The following is a 20,724-nucleotide window of genomic DNA, read 5'->3' on the forward strand; positions in this document are numbered from 1 at the left end:
ACTCAGGTCATTCGACCCGGGCGGCCCGTCTCGAGCGGTGCATCTCGACCGGTTCATGGGTTGCGCTGTCTGGTCTCGACCGGTGGTGACGCCTCGCCAGGCGTCGCCGGCTCCGGGACGACACTGCACTGCGTGACGTTTCTCGCAGCCGCCGGGAATGCGAGGGCCGGTGATGTTCGTTAAGGTGGATGAGCACGCTGGGCCGCGGCAGCCCCGGGTCCCAAATTCAGCCGCTACGAGCGGCCTAGTGCCGAGAGGCGCTCCCGGTCCAGCGTGTCTCACATCTCTCGCGGCGCGGCCATCCCCTGCGCCGCTACCGCACCTCATCGCGAGCGGCGAAGCGCCGGGATGTACTGGCATTCGACCGTGCCGTGGTGGTCAGTGCGCCAGGAGGTAGTGCTCCGCCGCGTCGCGGCGGGCCTTCTCGCGGGCGCGACGCCCACCGCCCTTCCAGTCGCAGACGTGGCAGACGCCGTAGCTGAAGTTGCCGTCGTCGACGATTCCCGGGGTGTCCGAGAAGACGATCTCGTCAGGGGTCGGGTGAGCGCCGCGCGCGATCGCCTGCTTCTTGCGGTTCTTGAGCAGCGACTTGCGCGACCACGTTCCAATACGAGTTGCATCCTTCGGCACAAGCACAGTGTGCATGAAATCGGGATGAACGGCCCCTGAAGCATTGAGTCGATTTGCCCGACCCCGGGCACGATGTTCAGCGCCGGCTCGCGCTATGCCGAAGAGGGTTGCGCCCCAGGGAAACTCGATCGGCACACGGTCATAGCCCCCGCTCATATGTGATGTGAGTCATTCTGCATCCCGACGTGCAGCGACGCCTGCAGCGCCTCCCAGCGTGAAGTCAGGTTGACGCCGCAGGAACGCTGCCCGGCAACGCAGGCGCCCCCCACCGTCACGACGGTGGGGGGCGCACAACGCACGATGGATCAGCAGTGCTTCTCGGGCTGAGCTCGGGGGCGCCTGCGGACCTCGCTTCGTTCGTGTCCTCGGCACCCTTTCGCTTTCACCTGACGGGCTCGGAGGGCCGCGCCGGGCCGGTGCTCGCTTCGCTGCGCCCCGGTCCTCACGGCCCTTTCGCCCGGCTGTCAGCCGAAGCGACCGGAGATGTAGTCCTCGGTCGCCCGCTGATCCGGGTTGCTGAACATCTTCTGCGTGTCGTTCATCTCGACGAGCATGCCGGGCTTGCCCGTCGCCTCGAGGTTGAAGAACGCCGTCCGGTCAGCCACACGCGCCGCCTGCTGCATGTTGTGCGTGACGATGACGATCGTGTAGTCCTTCTTCAGCTCCAGCATCAGATCCTCGATGGCGAGCGTCGAGATCGGGTCGAGAGCCGAGCACGGCTCGTCCATGAGGAGCACGTCCGGCGACACCGCGATGGCACGCGCGATGCACAGACGCTGCTGCTGACCGCCCGACAGGCCGGCACCCGGCTTGTCGAGGCGATCCTTGACCTCGTTCCACAGGTTCGCGCCACGCAGCGACTGCTCCGTCTTCTCGGCGAGCACCTTCTTGTCCTTCACGCCGTTGAGGCGCAGACCCGCGACGACGTTGTCACCGATCGACATCGTCGGGAACGGGTTGGGGCGCTGGAACACCATGCCGACGGTGCGGCGCACCGCCACCGGGTCGACGCCCGGCGCGTACAGGTCCTCGTCGTCGAGGAGCACCTGACCCTCGACGCGGCCGCCGGGGATGACCTCGTGCATGCGGTTGAGGGTGCGCAGGAACGTGGACTTGCCGCAGCCCGACGGGCCGATGAAGGCCGTGATCGAGCGGGGCTCGATCGTCATGGAGACATCGTTCACGGCGAGGAAGTCGCCGTAGTAGACGTTGAGGTTGTGAACGTCGATCCGCTTGCTCATTGAACTCGGGTTCCTTTACGAGTCGTATCCGCGCGAGCGGATGTCAGTTCTTGACCTTGCTGAAGCGGCTGATGAAGCGGCCCAGCAGGTTGAGAAGAAGGATGAGGAGGATGAGGGTGCACGCCGCCGCCCACACGCGCTGCGCGGAGGCGTCGACGGCCATGTTGTCCTTGCCGTTGTAGATCATCGTCGGCAGCGTGCCCATGAGGCCGCCGAACAGGTTCGTCGACAGCGACTTGAAGTACGGCGCGAGGATGATGAGCGGTGCCGTCTCGCCCATGACGCGGGCGAGGCCGAGCAGCACACCGGTGACGATGCCGGAGAACGCCGTCGGGAGAACGATCTTGAGGATCGTCTTCCACTTCGGCACGCCGAGGGCGTACGCGGCCTCGCGCAGCTCGTTCGGCACGAGCTTCAACATCTCCTCCGTGGAGCGCACGACGACGGGAACCATGAGCAGCACGAGCGCCAGGCACACGGCGAACGGGATGCGGTCGAAGCCGAACGTCGTCACCCACACGGCGTAGACGAACAACGCGGCGACGATGGAGGGGACACCGGTGAGGATGTCGACCATGAAGCTGACGATCTTCGCGGCACGGCCGCGCCCGTACTCGACGAGGTAGACGGCGGTCATCACGCCGATCGGCACGGCGATGAGAGCCGTGACGAAGGCCTGGATGAGGGTGCCCTGGATGGCGTGGGCGGCGCCGCCGGCGACCTCGCGGCGGCCGACGCCGCGCTGGCTCTTCGTCCACCAGTCGACGTGCAGGAGCAGCTCGCCGCCCTTCATGATGACGGTGGCGATGATCCACACCAGCGGTACGAGGGCGACGAGGAACGCGGCCCACATGACGACGGTGGCGATCGTGTTCTTCGTCGCGCGGCCGCCTGACTGGCCCTTGCCGGAGAGCGAGTTCTTCGACCGGGGCTCGGGAGCGGGGTTCTTCTCGAGGGAGTGGGCTGCGGTGCTCATTCGGTGAACGCCTTCCTGCGCTCGATGACGACACGGGCGATCGCGTTGACGACGAACGTCAGGATGAACAGGACGAGGCCCGCCGCGATGAAGGCCCCCGTCTTCGAGGGGTTGTCGAACTCGCCGGCGTTGTTGGCGATCTTCGAGGCGAAGGTCTCACCGCCCTTGAAGATCGAGAAGTTCCAACCCTCGCTGCCGTTGAGGGCGGAGACGATCATCATGACGGCGACGGTCTCACCGAGCGCGCGCCCGAGGCCGAGCATGGACGCGCTGATGATGCCGGGCTTGCCGAAGGGGAGCACCGCGGTGCGGATGACCTCCCACTTCGTCGCGCCGAGCGCCGTCGCCGCATCCTTGTGGGCCTGCGGCGTCTGCGCGAAGACCTCACGCGTCAGGGCCGTGATGATCGGCAGGATCATGATGGCGAGGATGATCGAGACGAAGGCGATGGTGCTCGCGGGGGAGGTGTCCGTCTTGGCGAACAGGGGGCACCAGCCCAGCACGTCCTGGATGACCTTGGCCACCGGGTCGAAGTACTGACCGACGGTGAACACGCCCCACAGGCCGTAGACGATGGACGGCACGGCCGCCAGCAGGTCGATGAGCGCAGCGCCCGGCTTCGCCAGCCACTTCGGCGCGTACTGCGTGAGGAACAGCGCGATGCACACGGCGAGCGGCACGGCGATGAGCATGGCGAGCACCGAGGAGGTGACCGTCACCCACAGTAGGCGGGCGATGCCGAAGTGCATCGGGCTCGAGTCGACGTCCCAGTCCTGGGAGGTGAGGAAGTTCGAGTGGTCGTCCATGATGGCGGGAACCGCCTGGATGACGAGGAAGGCTCCGACGAGCGCGACGAGGACGACGACGAGGAGGCCCGCGCCGCGCGCGAGGCCACCGAAGATCATGTCGCCCCTGCGGCCCGTCGCTGCGCGGTCACCGGAGGGGGCGCGCTCGCCGGGGCCCTCCCCGGGGGTGTGACCGTCGTCGGGGCCGGGTGCGTCGGCCACCGAGACGCCGGTGATTGAACTCATGAGGTTTCCTGCCTCTGCTCGAGCTGGTACGGGTGGAACGCGAGACTATGGACTCGCTCCGACGCGCAGACGGGGTGCTCGGGCGCCGAAGCGCCCGAGCACCCCGTCAGGCGCTGTGCGTCACTGGATGGCGTTGACGGCCGTCTTGACCTTGCCCTGGATGTCGGCCGGCAGCGGCGCGTAACCCTGGGACTCGAGGTTCTTCTGGATGTCGTCGCCGGCGAAGTAGGTGAGGAACGACTTCACGGACTTGCCGATCTCGGCGTCCTTGTACTTCGAGCAGACGACCTCGTACGTGACGAGGACGATCGGGTAGGCGCCCGCTTCCTTCGTCGCGTAGTCGAGCTTGAGGCGCAGGTCGTTGCCCGTGCCGTCGATCTTCGCGGCGGAGATGGCCTTGGACGCCGAGGCGCCGGTCAGCTCGACGGCGCCCGCACCGTTGTCGATCTTCGCGACCTGCAGCTCGTTGTCCTTCGCGGCCGACCACTCGGCGTACGTGATGCCACCGTCGGTCGACTTCACGGACGAGGTCACGCCGGCCGTCTTGGCCTTGCCTTCGCCCTTGCCCGTCCACTTCTTGCCGGGCTCGGCCGTCCAGTTGTCCTTCGCGGAGGCGGCGAGGTACTTCGTGAAGTTCTCCGTCGTGCCCGACTCGTCCGAGCGGAAGAAGACCTTGATGTCCTTGGCCGGCAGGGTGACGCCCTTGTTGACCGCGGCGATCGCCGGGTCGTTCCACTTCGTGATCTTGCCGTTGAAGATGTCGGCGAGGACGGCCGGCGTCAGCGTGATCGGGTCCTTGACGTCCTTCAGGTTGTACGAGACGGCGATCGGGCCGGTCACCATCGGGATGTTCCAGGCCTCGGAACCGCAGGCCGTCTTGGCCTCGTCGGTCTCGATCTTGCCGTCCTTCGGCTTCGTCTTGAGCGCGGAGTCGGAGCCGGCGAAGTTGACCTGGCCGGCGATGAACTGCTTGATGCCGTTGCCGGAACCGGTCGCGTTGTACGTGACGTTGTTGTCGCAGGTCTTGCCGTACTTCTCGATGGCGTCCTGGATCGCGTTGTCCTGGGCGGAGGAACCCTCGGCCTTCAGGTCCTTCTTGCCGCAGTCGGCCGAACCCGAGTCGCCGCCGGACTTGGCGGCGTCCGTCGCGCTGGAGCCTGCGGACTTGGCGCTGTCGGTGGCGGAGTCGGACGACTCGCTGCCACAGGCGGACAGCGCAAGGGCGCCGGCCAGCGCGACGCCGGAGATGCGGGCGATGCTCGTGATCTTCACGGGATACAGACCTCTCGTCACAAAGTATTTCCGGGCACGTGCCTGGACGCTTGGAACCTAGGTCGTTCACGTGTCGCGAATCCCCCTTCGAGGTAAACGTTGAGTGAACGCAGTCTGAGGGGTGTGAGAGGCCTTGGGCAGTGGGAGATTGCCGGTCGGAATCGGTGCTCAGCGTTCCAGGGGTGGGGTGCGCAACCGCTCCACCGAGACGATCCGCGCCTCCTGGCCGCCACCGAGGACCTGGCAGACGAGCACCTCGCCCTTGTCCATCCCGTGCGCCTTGATGTGGTCGAGGCAGCGACGCGTCGCCGACCCGGTCGACGCGAGTGCGGACAACCCCGCGACGAGATCGGGGATGAGGGGGCGGTGAGTGCACAACGCCGTCGCATCGGCGCGCTCGAGGGCGCGCGTCAACTGGCGGGCGGCCTTCTGGGGGTGAGCGGCGAACGTCTCCTCCGACAGCGCGCTCTTCGTCTGCAACCGCGTCCCGCTCGCGGACGTGAACGGCTTGACCGTCTGCACGCACCGCGTCGACGACGACGACACGACGCGCTCAGGAGCCCACGCCCCGAGGACGGGGACGAGCGCAGCGGCCCGTGCGCGGCCGCGCTCGCTCAGCGGGCGGCGGGCGTCGTCGTCACCCCGATACGCGGCGCGCGCCTGGGCGTGGGCGTGACGCACGAGCAGCAGCGGCCACGTCTCGAGGCGGCCGTCACGCTCGGCTTCGAGCAGGGCGTCGAGGGGGATGCGGTCGCGTGCGTAGGTGAGCGTTCGTCGAGCCGTCTCGACATCGAGCCAGCGCACCTCGTCGACCTCGTGCTCGAGCACTCCGCTGCCGCCGACGACCTGGGCGGCCCAGTACCGGACGAGCTTCGTCGCGCCGTTGTCGAGGCCGTAGACGAGCTCGGGCAGGGGGATGCCGAGACGCACCTGCAGCCCCGTCTCCTCGAGCACCTCACGCGCAGCGGCCTGAGCGAACGTCTCACCAGGGTCGAGCTTGCCCTTCGGCCACGACCAGTCGTCGTAGCGCGAACGGTGCACGAGCGCCACCTCGATGCCGCTGCGGCGGCGGCGCCACACGAGCGCCCCGGCAGCAGGCACCAGCTCGGGGTTCCTGCCGCGCGTCACCGCCGGCGGGCCTTGCGACGACGCTTCGAGTACGCCTCGATCAGATCGGCCTGGTAGTCGTTCTTCGGCGCGCCGTCGGGCGTGAGGTTCTCCCGGATCCAGCGGCCCTCGGCGTCGAGACGCCACGACGAGGTCTGCGGGCTCATGCCGGTGGCGACGAGGTCGACGACCGTCGCGACCTGGCGCTCGTCCGTAAGCCGCACGAGCGCTTCGACGCGGCGGTCGAGGTTGCGGTGCATCATGTCGGCGCTGCCGATGTAGGCGATCGGCTCCTGGCCCTCGACGTCGAAGACGAACACACGGCTGTGCTCGAGGAAGCGCCCGAGGATCGAGCGCACCTCGATGTTCTCGCTCAGTCCGGGTACGCCCGGACGCAGCGCGGAGATGCCGCGCACGAGAACGTTGACCTTTACCCCGGCCTGCGAGGCGCGGTAGCAGGCGTCGATGATCTGCTCGTCGACGATAGAGTTGACCTTGAATGACACGCTCGAGGCCTTGCCGGCCCTGGCCGCCTCGATGCACCGGTCGATCTGCTCGATCAAGCCGGAACGCACCGAACGCGGCGCCACGAGAAGGCGCTTGAACTTGGCGCGCGGCGCCATGCCCGACAGCTGGTTGAACAGCCGGCCCAGGTCCTCGCCCACATCGGGGTCGGTCGTGAGCAGCCCGAGGTCCTCGTAGAGACGAGCCGTCTTGGGGTTGTAGTTGCCGGTGCCGACGTGGCAGTAGCGGCGGATGCCGTCGCCCTCATGCCGCACGACGAGGCACAGCTTCGCGTGCGTCTTGAGCCCGACCATGCCGTAGACGACGTGCACGCCCGCGCGCTCGAGCTTGCGCGCCCACGTGATGTTGTTCTCCTCGTCGAAGCGCGCCTTGATCTCGACGACGGCGAGCACCTGCTTGCCGGCCTGCGCTGCGTCGATGAGTGCCGAGATGATCGGCGAGTTGCCGCTCGTGCGGTACAGCGTCTGCTTGATGGCGAGCACGTCTGGGTCGGCTGCGGCCTGCTCGACGAACGCCTGCACCGACGTCGAGAACGAGTCGTAGGGGTGGTGCAGCAGGATGTCGCTCGAACGCATCGCGCCGAGGATGTCGGGGGCCTCGGAGCGCTCGACCGGCGCGAGCAGCGGGTGGGTCTTCGGCATGAACCGCGGCCACTGCAGCTCGCTGCGGTCGAGATCGGCGATGTCACCGAGGCCGCGCAGGTCGAGCGGCTCGGGCAGGCGGAAGACCTCGTCGTCGCTGACGCCCAGCTCACGCGTCAGCAGGTCGAGGACGTGATCGTCCATGTCGTCGGCGACCTCGAGACGCACCGCCGCGCCGAAACGGCGTCGCGTCAGCTCCTTCTCGAGGGCGGTGAGCAGGTTCTCGGCGTCGTCCTCCTCGACCTCGAGATCCTCGTTGCGCGTGACGCGGAAGGTGAATTGCTCGTGCACCTCCATGCCGGGGAACAGCACGTCGAGATGCTCGGCGATGACGTCCTCGAGGGTGACGAAGCGCGCGTCGTACAGCGGGTCCTCGCCTTCGCCCGTCGGCAGCTTGACCATGCGTGGCAGCAACGGCGGCACCTTCACGCGAGCGAAGTGCTCGCGGCCCGTCTTGGGGTCGATGAGCAGCACCGCGAGGTTGACCGACAGGCCCGAGATGTACGGGAAAGGATGCGCCGGGTCGACGGCCAGCGGGGTGAGGACGGGGTAGACCTGCGCCTCGAAGTAGGTGCCCAGGTAGTCACGGTCCGCGTCCGTCAGCTGCGAGAGCTTGAGCAGGCGGATGCCCTCATCCTCCAGGGCCGGGCGGACCTGGCGCTGGAAGATGCCGGCGTGCAGATCCATGAGGTCGTGCGAGGCGCGCGTCAGGTCGTCGAGCAGCTCACGCGGTTCGAGACCGGACGCCGAGCGCACCGCGAGGCCGGCGGCGATGCGGCGCTTGAGGCCCGCCACACGCACCATGAAGAACTCGTCGAGGTTCGAGGAGAAGATCGACAGGAAGCGGGCCCGCTCGAGCAGCGGCACGTTCGGGTCGGTCGACAGCTGCAGGACGCGCTCGTTGAACTGCAGCCACGACATCTCGCGGTCGAGGAAACGGTCTGCGGGCAGCTCCGGCTCGTCAGCAGAGGCGGTCTTCGTCGACTTCGCCTTCTCCGTCGTGGCCGCCGAGCGCGCGACGTTGCGCGGGCGAGAGGCCGCGCGTGGCTTGAACCGGGCGACGGCCGTCGACGGAGACGAGGGAGTGGTCTCAGGCGCCGAGTCGTCGTCGCGGCCCGCATCCTGCGGTTCCTTGGAGGCAGCGGTCTTGGGCGCAGTGCTCATGGCTCTATCTTCACATCGCCCGGGCAGGCGTGTGGACGTACATCACGTCGTGGGCAGCACGGACGAACCCACGCCGCACGTAGGTGGCCTTGGCCGGTTTGTTGTCGCCCTCGACGTAGAGTTCGACGCTGCTCGCCCCCGCGTCACGCAGGTGAGCCAGGCCGAGGGCAGTGAGCGGCCCGGCGATGCCTCGTCCTTGGCACTCGGGTGCGACCGCGACGACGTACACCTCGCCGGTCTCGTCGCCCGGCTCGTGCTTGGTCCAGTGCGAGGCGACGAGCTCTCCGCTCGCCTCGTCCCACACGAGGATCAGACCCGCCGGGTCGAACCACTCCTGCGCCTCGCGCTCGCGGAAGTCGGCGAGCGTCATGCGCCCCTGTTCGGGGTGATGCGCGAAGGCGCGCGCGTTGAGATCGACCCAGGCCTGCGCCTCGCGCTCGCTGCCGTCGTAACCGCGCGCGACCAGACCCGCGGGGAGGGCGACGTCGAACGTCTCGTCGGCGGTGAGCGGACGCGTCATGCGCCACAGCTCGCGCGCCTTGCGCGCACCGAGGCTCGCGGCGAACGCCTGGGCGGCGGGCAGATCGCCGTGGGCCCAAAGGCGTACGGGCGTCGCGGTATCGCTCCTGGACTCGTCCAGGGCCACGAGCAGAGCCCGTGCGACACCCGCGCGGCGGGCGTCGGGCGCCGTCACGAGATCGCACCCGCTTGCATCTGACTGCGCGTCGACGAGCACGCCGACCGGTGAGCCCTCCCGGGAGGCGACGAGGACGCGGGCCGGTGGCGCGAGGCGCTCGAGCGCGAACAGCGACTCCTCGTTGAGGGCGGCCACACCGTCGCTCCTCGCCGCGGAGCGCGCGAGCGCCAGCACGGCGTCGACCTCGTCGGGGCGGGCCGGGTGGACGTCGAGGTTCTGTGCGTCGATCTTCATGGCGTTCACGCTAGCGCGCACGGGTGACAACCGCGGAACGACGGGAGATTCAGAAGCCAAGATCGCGCCGGGAGCGCTGCTCGCGTCGGCCCGGCCGGAAGCGTCACTCGCCGTTCACGCCACCATCGACGAAGCGGTACCCGACGTTGCGGACCGTGCCGATCGACGTCTCGTGCTCGGCTCCGAGCTTGGCCCGCAACCGTCGCACGTGGACGTCGACGGTACGCGTGCCGCCGTAGTAGTCGTAGCCCCAGACCTCCTGCAGCAGCTGCGCGCGGGTGAAGACCCGCCCCGGGTGCTGCGCGAGGTGCTTGAGCAGCTCGAACTCCTTGTAGGTGAGGTCGAGCGACCGCCCACGCACCCGCGCCGAGTACGACTCCTCGTCGATGACGAGGTCGCCGGCGGTGATCTGCGTGTTCGCCTCGTCGGGCTGCGAACCGGCGCGGGCCAGAGCCAGACGGATGCGGGCGTCGACCTCGGCGGGGCCCGCGACATCGAGGACCACGTCGCTGATCAACCACTCGGGGGTCAGGGCGACGAGGCCGCCCTCGGTGAAGATGGCGAGGACGGGCGTACCCGGCCACGCGGCCTCGACCATGCGGGTGACGCCGCGCATCGCGACGAGGTCGATACGCGCGTCGACGATGACGACGTCGGCGTCGAGCGGAGCGGCGAGCCGATCCGGGTCGGGCGTGCTCACGCGCACCCGGTGGCTCAGCAGCCCCAGAGCAGGAAGCACCTCGACGCTCGCGCCGCGAGCCGTCGTCAGAAGCAGGAGGTGCGCCACGCGTCAAGACTACGGTTAGCGTGGAGAGGCTGCAGGAGCATGGTCGAAGGATGGAACATCGGATGACGACAGACGTGGACGCTCGCCCGAGTGTGCGGGTGCGCTATTGGGCGGGTGCGGCGCAGGCCGCCGGGTGCGACGAGGAGAACCTGCCGCTCGCGGTGGGTGAGGCGCCCCAGAGCCCCGAGCTCACCGGCCGCGACGTACGCGCGCTCATCATGCGGGCCCACCCCGACATCGAGGCCGTGCTCGCACGCTGCAGCCTGCTGCACGGCGGCCGTCGCCTCGCCGATGACGCCTCGTTCGAGCCGGCAGACGTCGTCGAGGTGCTGCCCCCGTTCGTCGGGGGATGAGCCGTCAGGGGATGAGCACCGGCGCGCGGGATGCGAGGATGGGCGCGTGACCTCCGCCAAACCACCGACGCCGTCGATGCGCGCCTCCGGCGCGTGCGCCGGAGCTGTTGCGTCCGCCGCGATCTGCGCGGCGTCCTTCGCGCCGGTGACGCTGATCGCGCTCGTCTTCGTGGTACTCGGGTGCGGGCTCGCTTGTGGGTGGCCGCGACTGGTCAACCTACCGAGCCCGCGCGGGACGACGTTCGTGCTGACGGGCACCGCCGTGGCGCTCGCCGTCACGATGCTCGCCAGTGGCGCCGGGGATCGCACGCGGTGGGCCGGTGCCGTCCTGTGCGTCGGGCTCATCGCGAGCTTCCTGCACCAACTGCTGCGCGAGGACGGGCGTCCGCGCCTCGTCATGACGCTCGCCGGCACGGCGCTCGGCCTCGGCGTGCTCGGGGCCGGCGCCTACTTCATCGATGCCGCCGACTCGTCGCAGACGCGCCACCTCATGCTCGCCACAGGCCTCGCGACGCTCGTCGGCAGCGTCCTCGACGGCGTGGCGGGGGCGACGTCACGGCGCCTCGAACTGGGTGCGGCGCAGTGCGTGCTCGGCGCGATCGCCGGGTGCGGCGCCGTCATCGCGGGCGCATCGGTCGCGTCGGCCGCCCTGGCTGGTGGCGCGGCGGGCCTGTTGTCGTGGGCGTGCCTGCGTACGACGGTGACGCTCGCGACGTCCGCCCACACGCGGGCGCAGTTCGCCGCGGGGTGTGCGTGCGTCCTCGTCTGTGGCCTCGTGCCCGTCGCGGTGGCGCGTCTCGTCTGAGCGCCCGCAGCCCGGTTGTCCGCACCGGGTCGTCGGCACGGTTGCCGCTCGAAACGATTGCCGCTCGAACCACCCCGGACGCCGATGGGCGCCGCACCCGGTGAGGGAGGCGGCGCCCATCGGCGCGTCAGGCAGGAGCGCAGAACGTCAGTCGACGCGCTTGAGCTCGGCGGAGGCGTAGCTCTGCAGCGGTTCGCCGTTGAGCGCCGCGTCGTAGGCCCACATGAGGTTGGAGTTGACGTAGCCGAGCATGCGCGCGCCGGCCGTGTACTCGGGCGCCTGCGGCGAGCGGATGACGCCGTCGGTGCGCAGTTCGATCTTCGCGGGGGAGGTGTTGCCGTAGTACATCTCCACGATGCCGCTCGGGTGCGTCACCATGAACTCGACCTCGTTGTTCTCCAGCGGGCGCCAGTAGCCGAACTCCGTGTCGATGGCGTCCGTCTTGTTGCCCTGCTCGTCGAGCTTCCACATGCGCGAGTGCCACTCGAGGAAGGGGCGCTCGTCGTGGCTGACGACGAGTTCCTGGCCGAAGTTGGCCGACTCCATGCCGGGGTAGCCGATGACACCGGCGCCCTCCCAGCGGCCGACGAGCCAGGCGAGGGGGGCGAGTTCGATGGGCATGTTGACATCAAGTTCGAAAGGCACGGCACCAGGCTATCCGGTGACGTGCCTCTCGATCGAGCCGCGCGCAGGGGCTTTCCGCGTCCTGGGCCTCAGCTCGCAGCGCCCACGCGCCCGTTCGGGACGCCGGACATGTCGTCCTTGCGCAGGCCGTCGCTCAGCTTCTCGAGGCCCGCCTCATCGACGTAGTCGACCGATCCTGCGGCGCCCTCGTTGCCGAAACCGGTGTACGGCGCCGTGTAGAAGGTGATGTTCTGCGTGTCGAGGTCGCGCAGGCTGTAGGCGAGGCTCGTCATGTACCCAGAGGTGAATCCGTCGTCGACGGCCAAGTTGTCGGAGATGTCGCCGACGAGCTTGGTGATGGTCACCGGGTTGGTCAGGACGCCCTGGGTCTTGGCCTTCTTGAACATGGCGAGAATCCAGGCCTGCTGGTTCTTGCCACGGTCGATGTCGCCGTTCTTGAGCTGGTGACGCTCCTGGACGTAGTGGCGGGCCTGGGTGCCGTTCATGTGGTTCATGCCCTTGGACCAGCTGCCGTATCCCTTCTCGTCGAAGGCCTGCGGCACGTAGATGTCGACGCCGCCCATGTCGTCGGTGAGCTTCTCGAAGCCCTTGAACCCGATCTGCGCGACGTGATCGATGTGGACGTTCGTCGCCTTCTCGATCGTCTGGATGAGCAGGGTCGGGCCGCCGTACGCGTAGGCGGCGTTGATCTTGTTCTTGCCGTGGCCCGGGATGTCGACGTAGTAGTCGCGCGGGAAGTGCACGACGGAGACCTGCTTGCGGTCGTTGCTGATGTGGACGAGCTGGATGACGTCGGAACGGCTTCCGTCACGCAGGCTCGTGTTACGGCTGTCCGAGCCGAGCAACAGGATGTTCTGGGCGTCCCCGGCCGCGGCGTCTCGCGTCACGTTCGAGCTCGGCAGGAGCTTCTCGCGCGAGACGTTCGAGTCGAACACGTACTTGAGGTACAGGAAGAACCCGCCGATGACGAGGGCGACGATGAGCAGCAGCGCGAGCAGCGTGTAGAGCAGGACACGCAGCTTGCTACGCCTCCGTCGCCGGCCGGGGGCCTTCGTCGCGCGGGAGCTGGCGCCGTCGCTCGTCTCGCCCGTCGCGCTCGTGCCGTCGTGGGGCGAAGGGCCCGGGGTGCCGGGCGCGTCGTCGGCGTGCGGCATCGAGGTCTCGTCTGACATGGCCCCAGCATAGGTGGGCCGACCGAGGCTCACCTGGGAGCCGCGCGGACCCGCGCGTACGGTGGTGCGGTGAGTGATATGCAGCCCCTGCCCCCTGAGGTCTCGGACGCGGACCGGGCCACGAATCCGGACACCGTCGACACCGCCCATGCCGGCGCGACGACGAACGCCCCCGCGCCGCAGCATGAGGCGGCCCACGCGGGCGACCGCTCGCCGTCCCTCGACCTGCCCGGCGCCGTGGCGGCCGACGGCGTCTGGGCGTCGGTGCCCGCCCACTACGGCAACCCGGTCGCCGAGCAGCGTGCGCTCGAGCAGGGCCGGGCTCACGTCGACCTGTCGGCCCGCGGCGTCGTGCGGGTCGCCGGCCCCGACCGCCTCTCCTGGCTGCACTCGATGACGACGCAGCACCTCGCCGACCTGGCGCCGTTCACCTCGACGGAGACGCTCGTGCTCAGCCCGCACGGGCACGTCGAGTTCGCCCTGCACGTCGTCGACGACGGTGAGGCGACGTGGCTGACGACCGATCCCGGTCGCAGCGCCGAATTGGCCGCATGGCTGCGACGCATGCAGTTCATGCTGCGCGTCGAGGTGGCAGACGTCTCCGACGAACACGCAGTCATCGGTGAGGTGAACGACGAGGAGTCGACCCCCGAGCAGGTGCGGGAGACCGGCGTCATCGCCTGGCGTGACCCGTGGCCGGCGCTCGGCCCCGTGAGCGCGGCGTACGGTCCGAGCGCGCAGCACCCTGGTTCGGAGCGTCGGTGGCGCGAACTCATCGTGCCGCGCGAGCGGTTCGAGGCGGTCTTCGCCGAGGCTCAGCCGGCGGGCCTGTGGGCCGCGGAGGCGCTGCGCGTCGCGGCCTGGCGACCCGACGGGCTGCTCGAGGTCGACCACCGGACCATTCCGCACGAGCTCGACTGGCTGCGCAGCGCCGTGCATCTGCAGAAGGGGTGCTACCGGGGGCAGGAGACCGTCGCCCGCGTCCACAACCTGGGTCGCCCGCCGCGGCGGTTGGCGTTCGTCCATCTCGACGGCAGCGACCACACGCTGCCCGAGGTCGGCGCCGAGGTCATGGTGCCCGGAGCCCCCCGTGCTGCGGGTCGGCTGACGTCAGTGGCGCGTCACCACATCGACGGGCCGATCGGCCTCGTCGTGCTCAAGCGCTCTACCCCGGCCGACGCGCCGCTGCTGATCGGCGGGGTGGCCGCCGCGCAGACCGTCATCGTCGCGCCCTGAGTGTTCGCGGCCGTGATGCTCGGGGCGGAGTCAAGGGGTCCTGACCGTGCAGGGTCTCAGATGAGTCTACCGGGACGGGATGCAAAAAATGTGATTCATGTCACAAAACCGATGGGTAGCGGTTGTCTGTATTGGCCATAGGGGTGGAGCTGTCACCCCTATGAGGCCGCAAAACGGCCCTGAAGCGTGTCGGGGTCCACTCCCACGGGTGAGATCCGAGGGGCGGGTGACGCGGAGGAGACCCCCAGGTTGCATCCTGTCCAGACCCCTTTCGCGGCCGGGGGTGGTGACAGCGGCCAGGAAAAATGATCGGCTGATGCCAAGCCGCACGGCGACCTGGACGGATGCGAATCCGGTCGGATCGGCGTGCATCCGCCATCACGAAGGAGAACGAAAATGCTTTCCGTTGACGACGTTCTGGCCACCCGATCCGGCAAGGCCTACGACAGCGACGGCGACAAGATCGGTTCGGTCGGCGAGGTCTACCTGGACGACCAGACGAGCCAGCCCGCCTGGGTCACGGTCAACACGGGCCTGTTCGGTACCTCCGAGTCCTTCGTCCCGCTCGAGGGCGCCCGCGTGGAGGGTGAGGACCTGCACCTCCCCTACACGAAGGCCAAGATCAAGGACGCCCCGCGTCAGGACGCTGACAAGCACCTCGACGTCGAGCAGGAAGAGGCGCTCTACCGCTACTACGGCCTGTCGAACGCTGGCACGACGCACGACGGTGACCGTCGTGACTTCGACGGCCGCGACGCCGCTGCCGCCGGCACGGCCGGAACCGCCGGTTACGCCGCCGGTCACCACGACCACGACGCCAAGGACCGAGTGGAGGGTCACGTCGACGAGGCTCGCGCCGACCACGAGTTCCGCAAGGAAGAGCACGACGAGCGTCGCGTCGAGCGTGACGAGCGCAACCTCGAGCGCGACGAGAACGGCGTCGTTCTTCACGAGGAGCGCCTCAACGTCGCCAAGGAGCGTCGTGAGGCCGGCAAGGCTCGCCTGCGCAAGTACGTCGTCACCGAGCAGCAGCAGGTCGACGTCCCCGTCACCCGCGAAGAGGTTCACGTGACCCGTGAGCCCGTCAACGAGCGCGTCGACGGCAACGTCCAGCTCGGCGAGGAGACGCAGACGGTGACGCTGCACGAGGAGCGACCGGTCGTCGACAAGGAGACCGTCGCCACGGAGCGCGTCGGCCTCGACGTCGACCAGGTCCAGGAGACGCAGCGCGTCCAGGCGGAGGTCGGTCACGAAGAGGTCCGCGTCGAGAACGGAGTCGAGGGCACGCGTGGCACCGACGATGTCCGTGGCACCGACGGCGTCCGCGACGGTGACGACCGCTCCTTCGCCGACAAGGCCAAGGACAAGGTTCGCGACGTGAAGGACAACCACTGAGGTTGACCGTATCTAGCCTCGGCTAGTCGCAGACGAAGGCCCGCCGCTCCCTGGGGGAGTGACGGGCCTTCGTCATGCCCGCGCCAGCCCGTAAGGTCGGAGCATGAGTTCGCCCACCGCTGATCAGATCACCGCAATGCTCGCCGGGGCGCCGGTCATGGCCCGCGTCGACCGCTCGGGTTTCGTCGAGTCCGTCCACCGTGCGCTCGCGTGCGTCACCACTGCCGAGGGGGCCGTTCAGGCCGCGTGGGGCGAGCCGGACGCCGTCATCTATCCTCGCTCGTCGAACAAACCGTTGCAGGCGCTCGCGATGGTGGGTGCCGGCCTCGATCTGCCGCCGCAGCTGCTCGCGCTCGTGTGCTCGAGCCACTCGGGTGAGCGCTTCCACCTCGAGGGGGTGCGCAGCATCCTCGAACGGCACGGCCTGAGCGTCGAGGACCTGCAGAACACCCCCGACCTGCCGTACGACGACGTCGATCGTCGCCAGTGGCTGCGTGAGGGCCGCGAGCCCGAGTCGCTGGCCCAGAACTGCTCCGGCAAGCACGCCGGCATGCTCGCGACGTGCGTCGTCAACGGCTGGGACACGACGACGTACCGCGACGTCGACCACCCGCTGCAGCGACTCATGGCCACCACGCTCGAGCAGATCGCCGACGACACCGTCGAGGCGACTGGCGTGGACGGTTGTGGTGCTCCCGTCATGACGCTGAGCATGGCCGGGCTGGCGCGTGCCTTCGGGCGACTTGCCGCGGCGGCGCCCGGCAGCGCAGAGGCGCGGGTGGCCGACGCGATGCGCGCCGCGCCGCGCTACCTCGGGGGCACACGCCGCGACGTCACGAAACTCGTCGAGGGCGTCGACGGCCTCATCGCGAAGGACGGGGCGGAGGCCGTCTACGCGATCGGCCTCGCCGACGGACGCGGCGTCAGCGTCAAGATCGCCGACGGCTCCCAGCGCGTGCGCCCCGTCGTGGCTGCGGCGATCCTGCGGACGATGGGGGTGGACGCGCCGGTACTGGACGATCTCGCGTCGGCACCGATCCTCGGCCACGGTGAGCCCGTGGGCGCTGTCACGGCCGTGCTGCCGGAGCCCACGACGGGTTCGCTCGCGGCGACGCACGGATGAGGGCCGTCCTGCAGCGAGCGCTCGAGGGGAGCGTCAGCGTCGCGGGCGAGGTCGTCGGCCGGCTCGACGCGCCGGGCGTCGTCGTCCTGCTCGGCGCCACCCATGACGACGGCGGCGCCCAGGTCGCGGCGATGGCGCGCAAGATCGCCGGGTTGCGCATCATGCCCGGGGAGGTAAGCGTCAGCGACCTGCACGCGGGCGACCTCGAGACAGGTGAGGCGTGCACCCGCCTGCTCGTCGTCAGCCAGTTCACGGTGTACGGCGACACGCGCAAGGGTCGGCGCCCGTCGTGGGGAGCGGCTGCGCCGGGTGAGGTCGCGGAACCGCTCGTCGACGCCGTCGTGGCGGCGCTGCGCGGCGAGGGGTTGCGCGTGGCGACGGGCCGCTTCGGCGCTGACATGCGTGTGAGCCTCGTCAACGACGGGCCGTTCACCGTCGTCGTCGAAGTGTGAGAGCGACGTCCCCGGCCGCCACCTCGAGAACGCCCCGTCCGGCGCGGGTTGTCGGACCTCTCGCCTAGGCTGGAGGCATGGAGGTCATCTCTCAGATCCAGGCGTACGCGATGGTGGCGCTGGGCGTCATCGTGCTCGGCGTCGAGATCTTCGCGCTCATCGAGGCCGCGCGCGGTTCGGCGATCATGTATCAGGTGCACGGCAAGCTCTCGAAGCCCGCGTGGTTGGCGATCACGGCGGTCGCCGTCCTGCTCGGTTTCATCTCGCTGCTGCGGCCCGTCAGCCTGCCGGGCATCATCGGCATCGTCGCCGCCGGGGTGTTCCTCGCCGACGTCCGACCCATCGTCCGACCGAACAAGCCGAATTCCAACGGCCCGTACGGCCCCTGGTGATCCGCGGTGGCTGCTGATTTCGTCGACGGCCCGAGCGGCCCGCTCGAGGTGGTGCGCTCCGGTCGCGGGGAGCCGGTGACGGTGTTCGCGCACGGCATGGGCGCCTCCATCCCCTCGACGCGTCCGTACGCCTCGGGCGTCTCGGGCACGCGCGTCTTCTTCCACTTCCGTTCGCACGGCCGCTCGGCGCCGGCGTTCGACGGGTGGGACTACGACCACACCGCCGACGAACTCCTGGCCGTCAGCGACCATGTCGCGGCGACGCGGGCGCTGGGTGTTTCGATGGGTGCCGGTTCGATCCTGCGCGTCCTGCTGCGCGACCCACGACGCTTCGAGCGGGTCGTCCTCGTGATCCCCGCCGTCGTCGACTCGCCGCGCAACAGCGTGGGCCTCGTGCGCTACGAGGCGATGGCGCAGGCCTCGCGTGACGGCGACGCCGCCACGATCCGTGCCCAGCTGGAGCGCGAGCTGCCGGCGTCGGCGCGTGGAAGTGACGCGGCGCAGGCCTGGGTCGATCAGCAGACCGAGGTGTTCCTGCGCCCCGGCATGGCCGAGGCGTTGCGCGACATGCCGCACGCCGTCCCGGTCGCCGACGTCGAGGCGCTGCGCAGCCTCGAGCTGCCCGTGCTCATCCTCGCCCAGCGCGGCGACGAGGTGCACCCGGTGAGCTCGGCCGAGCGTCTCGCGCAGCATCTGCCGAACGCGCGTCTCGAGGTCTTCGACGAGCACGGGCTGCTGTGGGGGCACCGCGCGCGGGTGCGGGAGGTCGTGGGGGAGTTCTTCGACCCTCCCGCCGACGACATACGATGACGCCCGTCATGGGTGCAGTGGGGCAGGGGGCACCGTGCTGAAGTTCGAGCCGGCCATCAAGGATTACGCGTGGGGTTCGCGTGAGGCGTTGGCGAGCCTCGCCGGGCGCGCGCCGAGCGAGAAACCCGAGGCCGAGCTGTGGGTGGGGGCCCACGAAGCGGGGCCTGGCACGTTCGATCATGGGGGACGTCGCTGCGGCCTCGACGAGCACATCGCGAGCGACCACGCCCACCATCTCGGTGCCCGCTCGCGTGAGCGTTTCGGCGACCGTCTGCCGTTCCTGCTCAAGATCCTCGCGGCCGACAAGGCACTGTCCATCCAGGCGCACCCGGACGCGAGTCGCGCGGCGTCGGCGCCGGAGGGCACCTACTCCGATGCGTGGCCGAAGCCGGAGGCGTGGATCCCCCTCGTCGAGAGCGAGGCGTTCGCCGGCTCGTTGCCTTTCGCGCAGGTGCAGGAGCGCCTCCGCGTGCTCGGCCTCGTGAGCCTCGAGGCGATGATCGACGCCGCGCGCGGCACCGAGCGTCCCGAGCACGCGCTGCTCAGCATGATCCTCACGCTCGAGACGGAGCGTCAGGGCCCGTTCGTGCAGGAGGTCGTCGCGGCGCTCGAGAGCGTCGTCAAGACGATCGAGGACGACGCCGAGGCGCGCGCCCTGCGCACGGTCCTCACCGTGCACGAGCAGTTTCCGGGCGACATCGGCGTCGTCGTCCTGCTCACAATGCAGCACCACCTCATGACGCCCGGGCGCAGCTACTTCATCGGCGCCGGCGTCCTGCATTCCTTCGTCCGCGGCACGAGCGTCGAGATCCTCGCGAACTCGGACAACGTCGTCCGCGGCGGGTTGACGCCGAAGAAGGTCGACGTCGCCGAACTGCTCGCCATCGTCGACGTGTCGACGCCCGTGACGGCGGACGAACCCCGGCGCCCGCAGCCCGGGATGTCGCGGTACCACTCCGAGGTGCCGCACTTCGCGCTGTGGGAGCTTCGACCCGAGAGTGAGCCCCTTGACGTGCCCGCCCACGGCGCGCCCGGTCTCCTGCTCGCGCTCGATGCGCCCGTCAGCGTCGAGTGCGCCGACGAGCGTCTCGTGCTCGGGCCCCTGGAGTGCGCGTGGTGGCCGGCGGGCGACCCACCGGCGCGCGTCACCGGTGAGCGGGGCGCGAGGTTGTTCGTCGCGACGCTCAACGACGAGTGATGCGGGCGCCGTCGTCCGCGGGTGCCACGGCTGCCCAGGCGACGGTGATCTCGCCGAGGCGCCAGCGGTGGACGTCGTCGAGCAGCGGCCAGCCCGACGCCCGCATCGCGCGGGCCGTCGCGATGAACCGCTGACGAGCCCCGTGCGGCGCCAGCGGCGCACTGAGCGTCCAGTGGTGTGACAGTGCAGCGAGGTAGTCATGGATGCGCTCGCCGGGCACGTTGCGGTGGATGAGGGCCTTGACGAGCCTCGGGGCGATGTCCGCGGGGTCGGCGAGGCCCGCGAGGCGGTAGGAGAGCGTGAGGCTGACGGGCCCGCTCGCCTCGAGCGCCACCCACGTCGAGCGGCGCCCCAGCTCGTCACACGTGCCGTCGAGCAGCAGCCCGCCCGGCGCCAACCGCTCGAGCACGTGCGCCCAGGCGTCGGCCACCCCGCTCTCGTCGTACTGACGCAGCACGTTCGCGGCCCGCACGATGACAGGGCGCTCGCCGCCCGGTAGCGGCACCTCGAAACCGCCGCGGGCAAAGCTCAACCCCTCGAGCGGTGTGCGCGCGAGGAGTCGGCGGCCCATCTCGACGCGGCTCGGTTCGATCTCGATGCCGACGGTGCGCACGTCGCGGCGCGCCGCGCGCAGCCGCGTGTGCAATTCGACGGCGGTGGTGGGGGAGGCGCCGTACCCGAGATCGACGACAACGGGCGGGCCCTCCGAGCGGCGCAGGCGCCAGGCCTGCGGCCCCGCCAGCCACCGGTCCTGGCGGCGCAGCCGGTTGGCGTTGGTCGTGCCGCGGGTGACGGCGCCGACGGGTCGGGAATGCACGTGGCGAATCTACCGTTGCCG

21 protein-coding genes are annotated in these 20,724 nt (G+C 69.6%); 9 read left to right on the top strand and 12 right to left on the bottom strand.

The window, feature by feature from the left end; translation table 11 throughout:
• Window positions 1-378 precede the first annotated feature (378 nt).
• The 9 genes from ABH936_RS11725 to ABH936_RS11765 form a co-directional block, all read right to left on the bottom strand.
• Window positions 379-645, bottom strand: a complete 267-nt coding sequence (locus ABH936_RS11725; RefSeq protein ID WP_062258103.1) for a hypothetical protein — start codon at window positions 643-645, stop codon at window positions 379-381.
• A gap of 449 nt (window positions 646-1,094) precedes the next feature.
• The gene (gene pstB / locus ABH936_RS11730; RefSeq protein ID WP_006946474.1) at window positions 1,095-1,871 is read right to left on the bottom strand and encodes a phosphate ABC transporter ATP-binding protein PstB; all 777 of its coding nucleotides are present in this window, start codon (window positions 1,869-1,871) and stop codon (window positions 1,095-1,097) included.
• A 43-nt stretch (window positions 1,872-1,914) separates the two neighbouring features.
• On the bottom strand, window positions 1,915-2,847 hold the full coding sequence (pstA, locus tag ABH936_RS11735; protein ID WP_006946437.1) for a phosphate ABC transporter permease PstA: 933 nt from the start codon (window positions 2,845-2,847) through the stop codon (window positions 1,915-1,917).
• Window positions 2,844-3,878 carry a phosphate ABC transporter permease subunit PstC gene (pstC, locus tag ABH936_RS11740; RefSeq protein WP_038569351.1) on the bottom strand — a complete coding sequence of 345 codons (1,035 nt, stop codon included), beginning with the start codon at window positions 3,876-3,878 and terminating at the stop codon, window positions 2,844-2,846. Before pstC ends, pstA begins: the two co-directional genes overlap by 4 nt.
• A 120-nt stretch (window positions 3,879-3,998) precedes the next feature.
• The gene (gene pstS / locus ABH936_RS11745) at window positions 3,999-5,150 is read right to left on the bottom strand and encodes a phosphate ABC transporter substrate-binding protein PstS (protein ID WP_404603334.1); all 1,152 of its coding nucleotides are present in this window, start codon (window positions 5,148-5,150) and stop codon (window positions 3,999-4,001) included.
• A 168-nt stretch (window positions 5,151-5,318) separates the two neighbouring features.
• Window positions 5,319-6,278: an NUDIX domain-containing protein gene (locus ABH936_RS11750; protein WP_404603335.1), complete on the bottom strand. Its 960-nt coding sequence runs from the start codon at window positions 6,276-6,278 to the stop codon at window positions 5,319-5,321.
• Window positions 6,275-8,587: an RNA degradosome polyphosphate kinase gene (locus ABH936_RS11755; RefSeq protein ID WP_404603336.1), complete on the bottom strand. Its 2,313-nt coding sequence runs from the start codon at window positions 8,585-8,587 to the stop codon at window positions 6,275-6,277. Before ABH936_RS11755 ends, ABH936_RS11750 begins: the two co-directional genes overlap by 4 nt.
• A 10-nt stretch (window positions 8,588-8,597) precedes the next feature.
• Window positions 8,598-9,518, bottom strand: coding sequence for a mycothiol synthase (gene mshD, locus ABH936_RS11760; protein WP_404603337.1), 921 nt, complete (start codon window positions 9,516-9,518; stop codon window positions 8,598-8,600).
• A 103-nt stretch (window positions 9,519-9,621) separates the two neighbouring features.
• A complete protein-coding gene (locus tag ABH936_RS11765; protein ID WP_281711921.1) occupies window positions 9,622-10,305 on the bottom strand; it encodes a response regulator transcription factor in 684 nt (227 codons plus the stop codon).
• Between the two features lie 62 nt (window positions 10,306-10,367).
• Here ABH936_RS11765 and ABH936_RS11770 point away from each other — a divergent pair, with 62 nt between their 5' ends.
• The gene (locus tag ABH936_RS11770) at window positions 10,368-10,658 is read left to right on the top strand and encodes a hypothetical protein (protein WP_038569344.1); all 291 of its coding nucleotides are present in this window, start codon (window positions 10,368-10,370) and stop codon (window positions 10,656-10,658) included.
• Window positions 10,659-10,704: 46 nt separating this feature from the next.
• Window positions 10,705-11,463, top strand: coding sequence for a hypothetical protein (locus ABH936_RS11775; protein WP_404603338.1), 759 nt, complete (start codon window positions 10,705-10,707; stop codon window positions 11,461-11,463).
• Between the two features lie 147 nt (window positions 11,464-11,610).
• Here ABH936_RS11775 and ABH936_RS11780 read toward each other — a convergent pair whose 3' ends face one another.
• Window positions 11,611-12,108: an FABP family protein gene (locus ABH936_RS11780; protein WP_038569341.1), complete on the bottom strand. Its 498-nt coding sequence runs from the start codon at window positions 12,106-12,108 to the stop codon at window positions 11,611-11,613.
• A gap of 68 nt (window positions 12,109-12,176) precedes the next feature.
• The gene (locus tag ABH936_RS11785) at window positions 12,177-13,280 is read right to left on the bottom strand and encodes an LCP family protein (protein ID WP_050786567.1); all 1,104 of its coding nucleotides are present in this window, start codon (window positions 13,278-13,280) and stop codon (window positions 12,177-12,179) included.
• Window positions 13,281-13,358: 78 nt separating this feature from the next.
• On the opposite strand from ABH936_RS11785, the gene ABH936_RS11790 reads away from it, so the two are divergent.
• The 7 genes from ABH936_RS11790 to manA all read left to right on the top strand — a co-directional run bounded on the left by ABH936_RS11790 (window position 13,359) and on the right by manA (window position 19,886).
• Window positions 13,359-14,516, top strand: coding sequence for a YgfZ/GcvT domain-containing protein (locus tag ABH936_RS11790; protein WP_404603368.1), 1,158 nt, complete (start codon window positions 13,359-13,361; stop codon window positions 14,514-14,516).
• Window positions 14,517-14,912: 396 nt separating this feature from the next.
• Window positions 14,913-15,911 carry a DUF2382 domain-containing protein gene (locus tag ABH936_RS11795; RefSeq protein ID WP_081873735.1) on the top strand — a complete coding sequence of 333 codons (999 nt, stop codon included), beginning with the start codon at window positions 14,913-14,915 and terminating at the stop codon, window positions 15,909-15,911.
• A 103-nt stretch (window positions 15,912-16,014) separates the two neighbouring features.
• Window positions 16,015-17,034 carry an asparaginase gene (locus ABH936_RS11800; protein WP_038569340.1) on the top strand — a complete coding sequence of 340 codons (1,020 nt, stop codon included), beginning with the start codon at window positions 16,015-16,017 and terminating at the stop codon, window positions 17,032-17,034.
• Window positions 17,031-17,486 carry a D-aminoacyl-tRNA deacylase gene (gene dtd / locus ABH936_RS11805; protein ID WP_038569338.1) on the top strand — a complete coding sequence of 152 codons (456 nt, stop codon included), beginning with the start codon at window positions 17,031-17,033 and terminating at the stop codon, window positions 17,484-17,486. The genes ABH936_RS11800 and dtd overlap by 4 nt, the downstream gene beginning before the upstream one ends.
• Window positions 17,487-17,563: 77 nt before the next feature.
• The gene (locus ABH936_RS11810; protein ID WP_006946484.1) at window positions 17,564-17,878 is read left to right on the top strand and encodes a DUF2516 family protein; all 315 of its coding nucleotides are present in this window, start codon (window positions 17,564-17,566) and stop codon (window positions 17,876-17,878) included.
• Window positions 17,879-17,884: 6 nt separating this feature from the next.
• On the top strand, window positions 17,885-18,688 hold the full coding sequence (locus tag ABH936_RS11815; RefSeq protein WP_038569337.1) for an alpha/beta fold hydrolase: 804 nt from the start codon (window positions 17,885-17,887) through the stop codon (window positions 18,686-18,688).
• Between the two features lie 34 nt (window positions 18,689-18,722).
• On the top strand, window positions 18,723-19,886 hold the full coding sequence (manA, locus tag ABH936_RS11820; protein ID WP_051806143.1) for a mannose-6-phosphate isomerase, class I: 1,164 nt from the start codon (window positions 18,723-18,725) through the stop codon (window positions 19,884-19,886).
• On the opposite strand, the gene ABH936_RS11825 is transcribed toward manA, so the two are convergent.
• Window positions 19,873-20,703 (bottom strand): methylase, encoded by an 831-nt coding sequence (locus ABH936_RS11825; protein ID WP_038569336.1) that lies wholly within the window; start codon window positions 20,701-20,703, stop codon window positions 19,873-19,875. The genes manA and ABH936_RS11825 overlap by 14 nt on opposite strands.
• Window positions 20,704-20,724: the final 21 nt, after the last annotated feature.

It is taken from the genome of Dermacoccus sp. GAS27A (assembly GCF_044909235.1).
GTDB lineage: Bacteria > Actinomycetota > Actinomycetes > Actinomycetales > Dermatophilaceae > Dermacoccus > Dermacoccus nishinomiyaensis.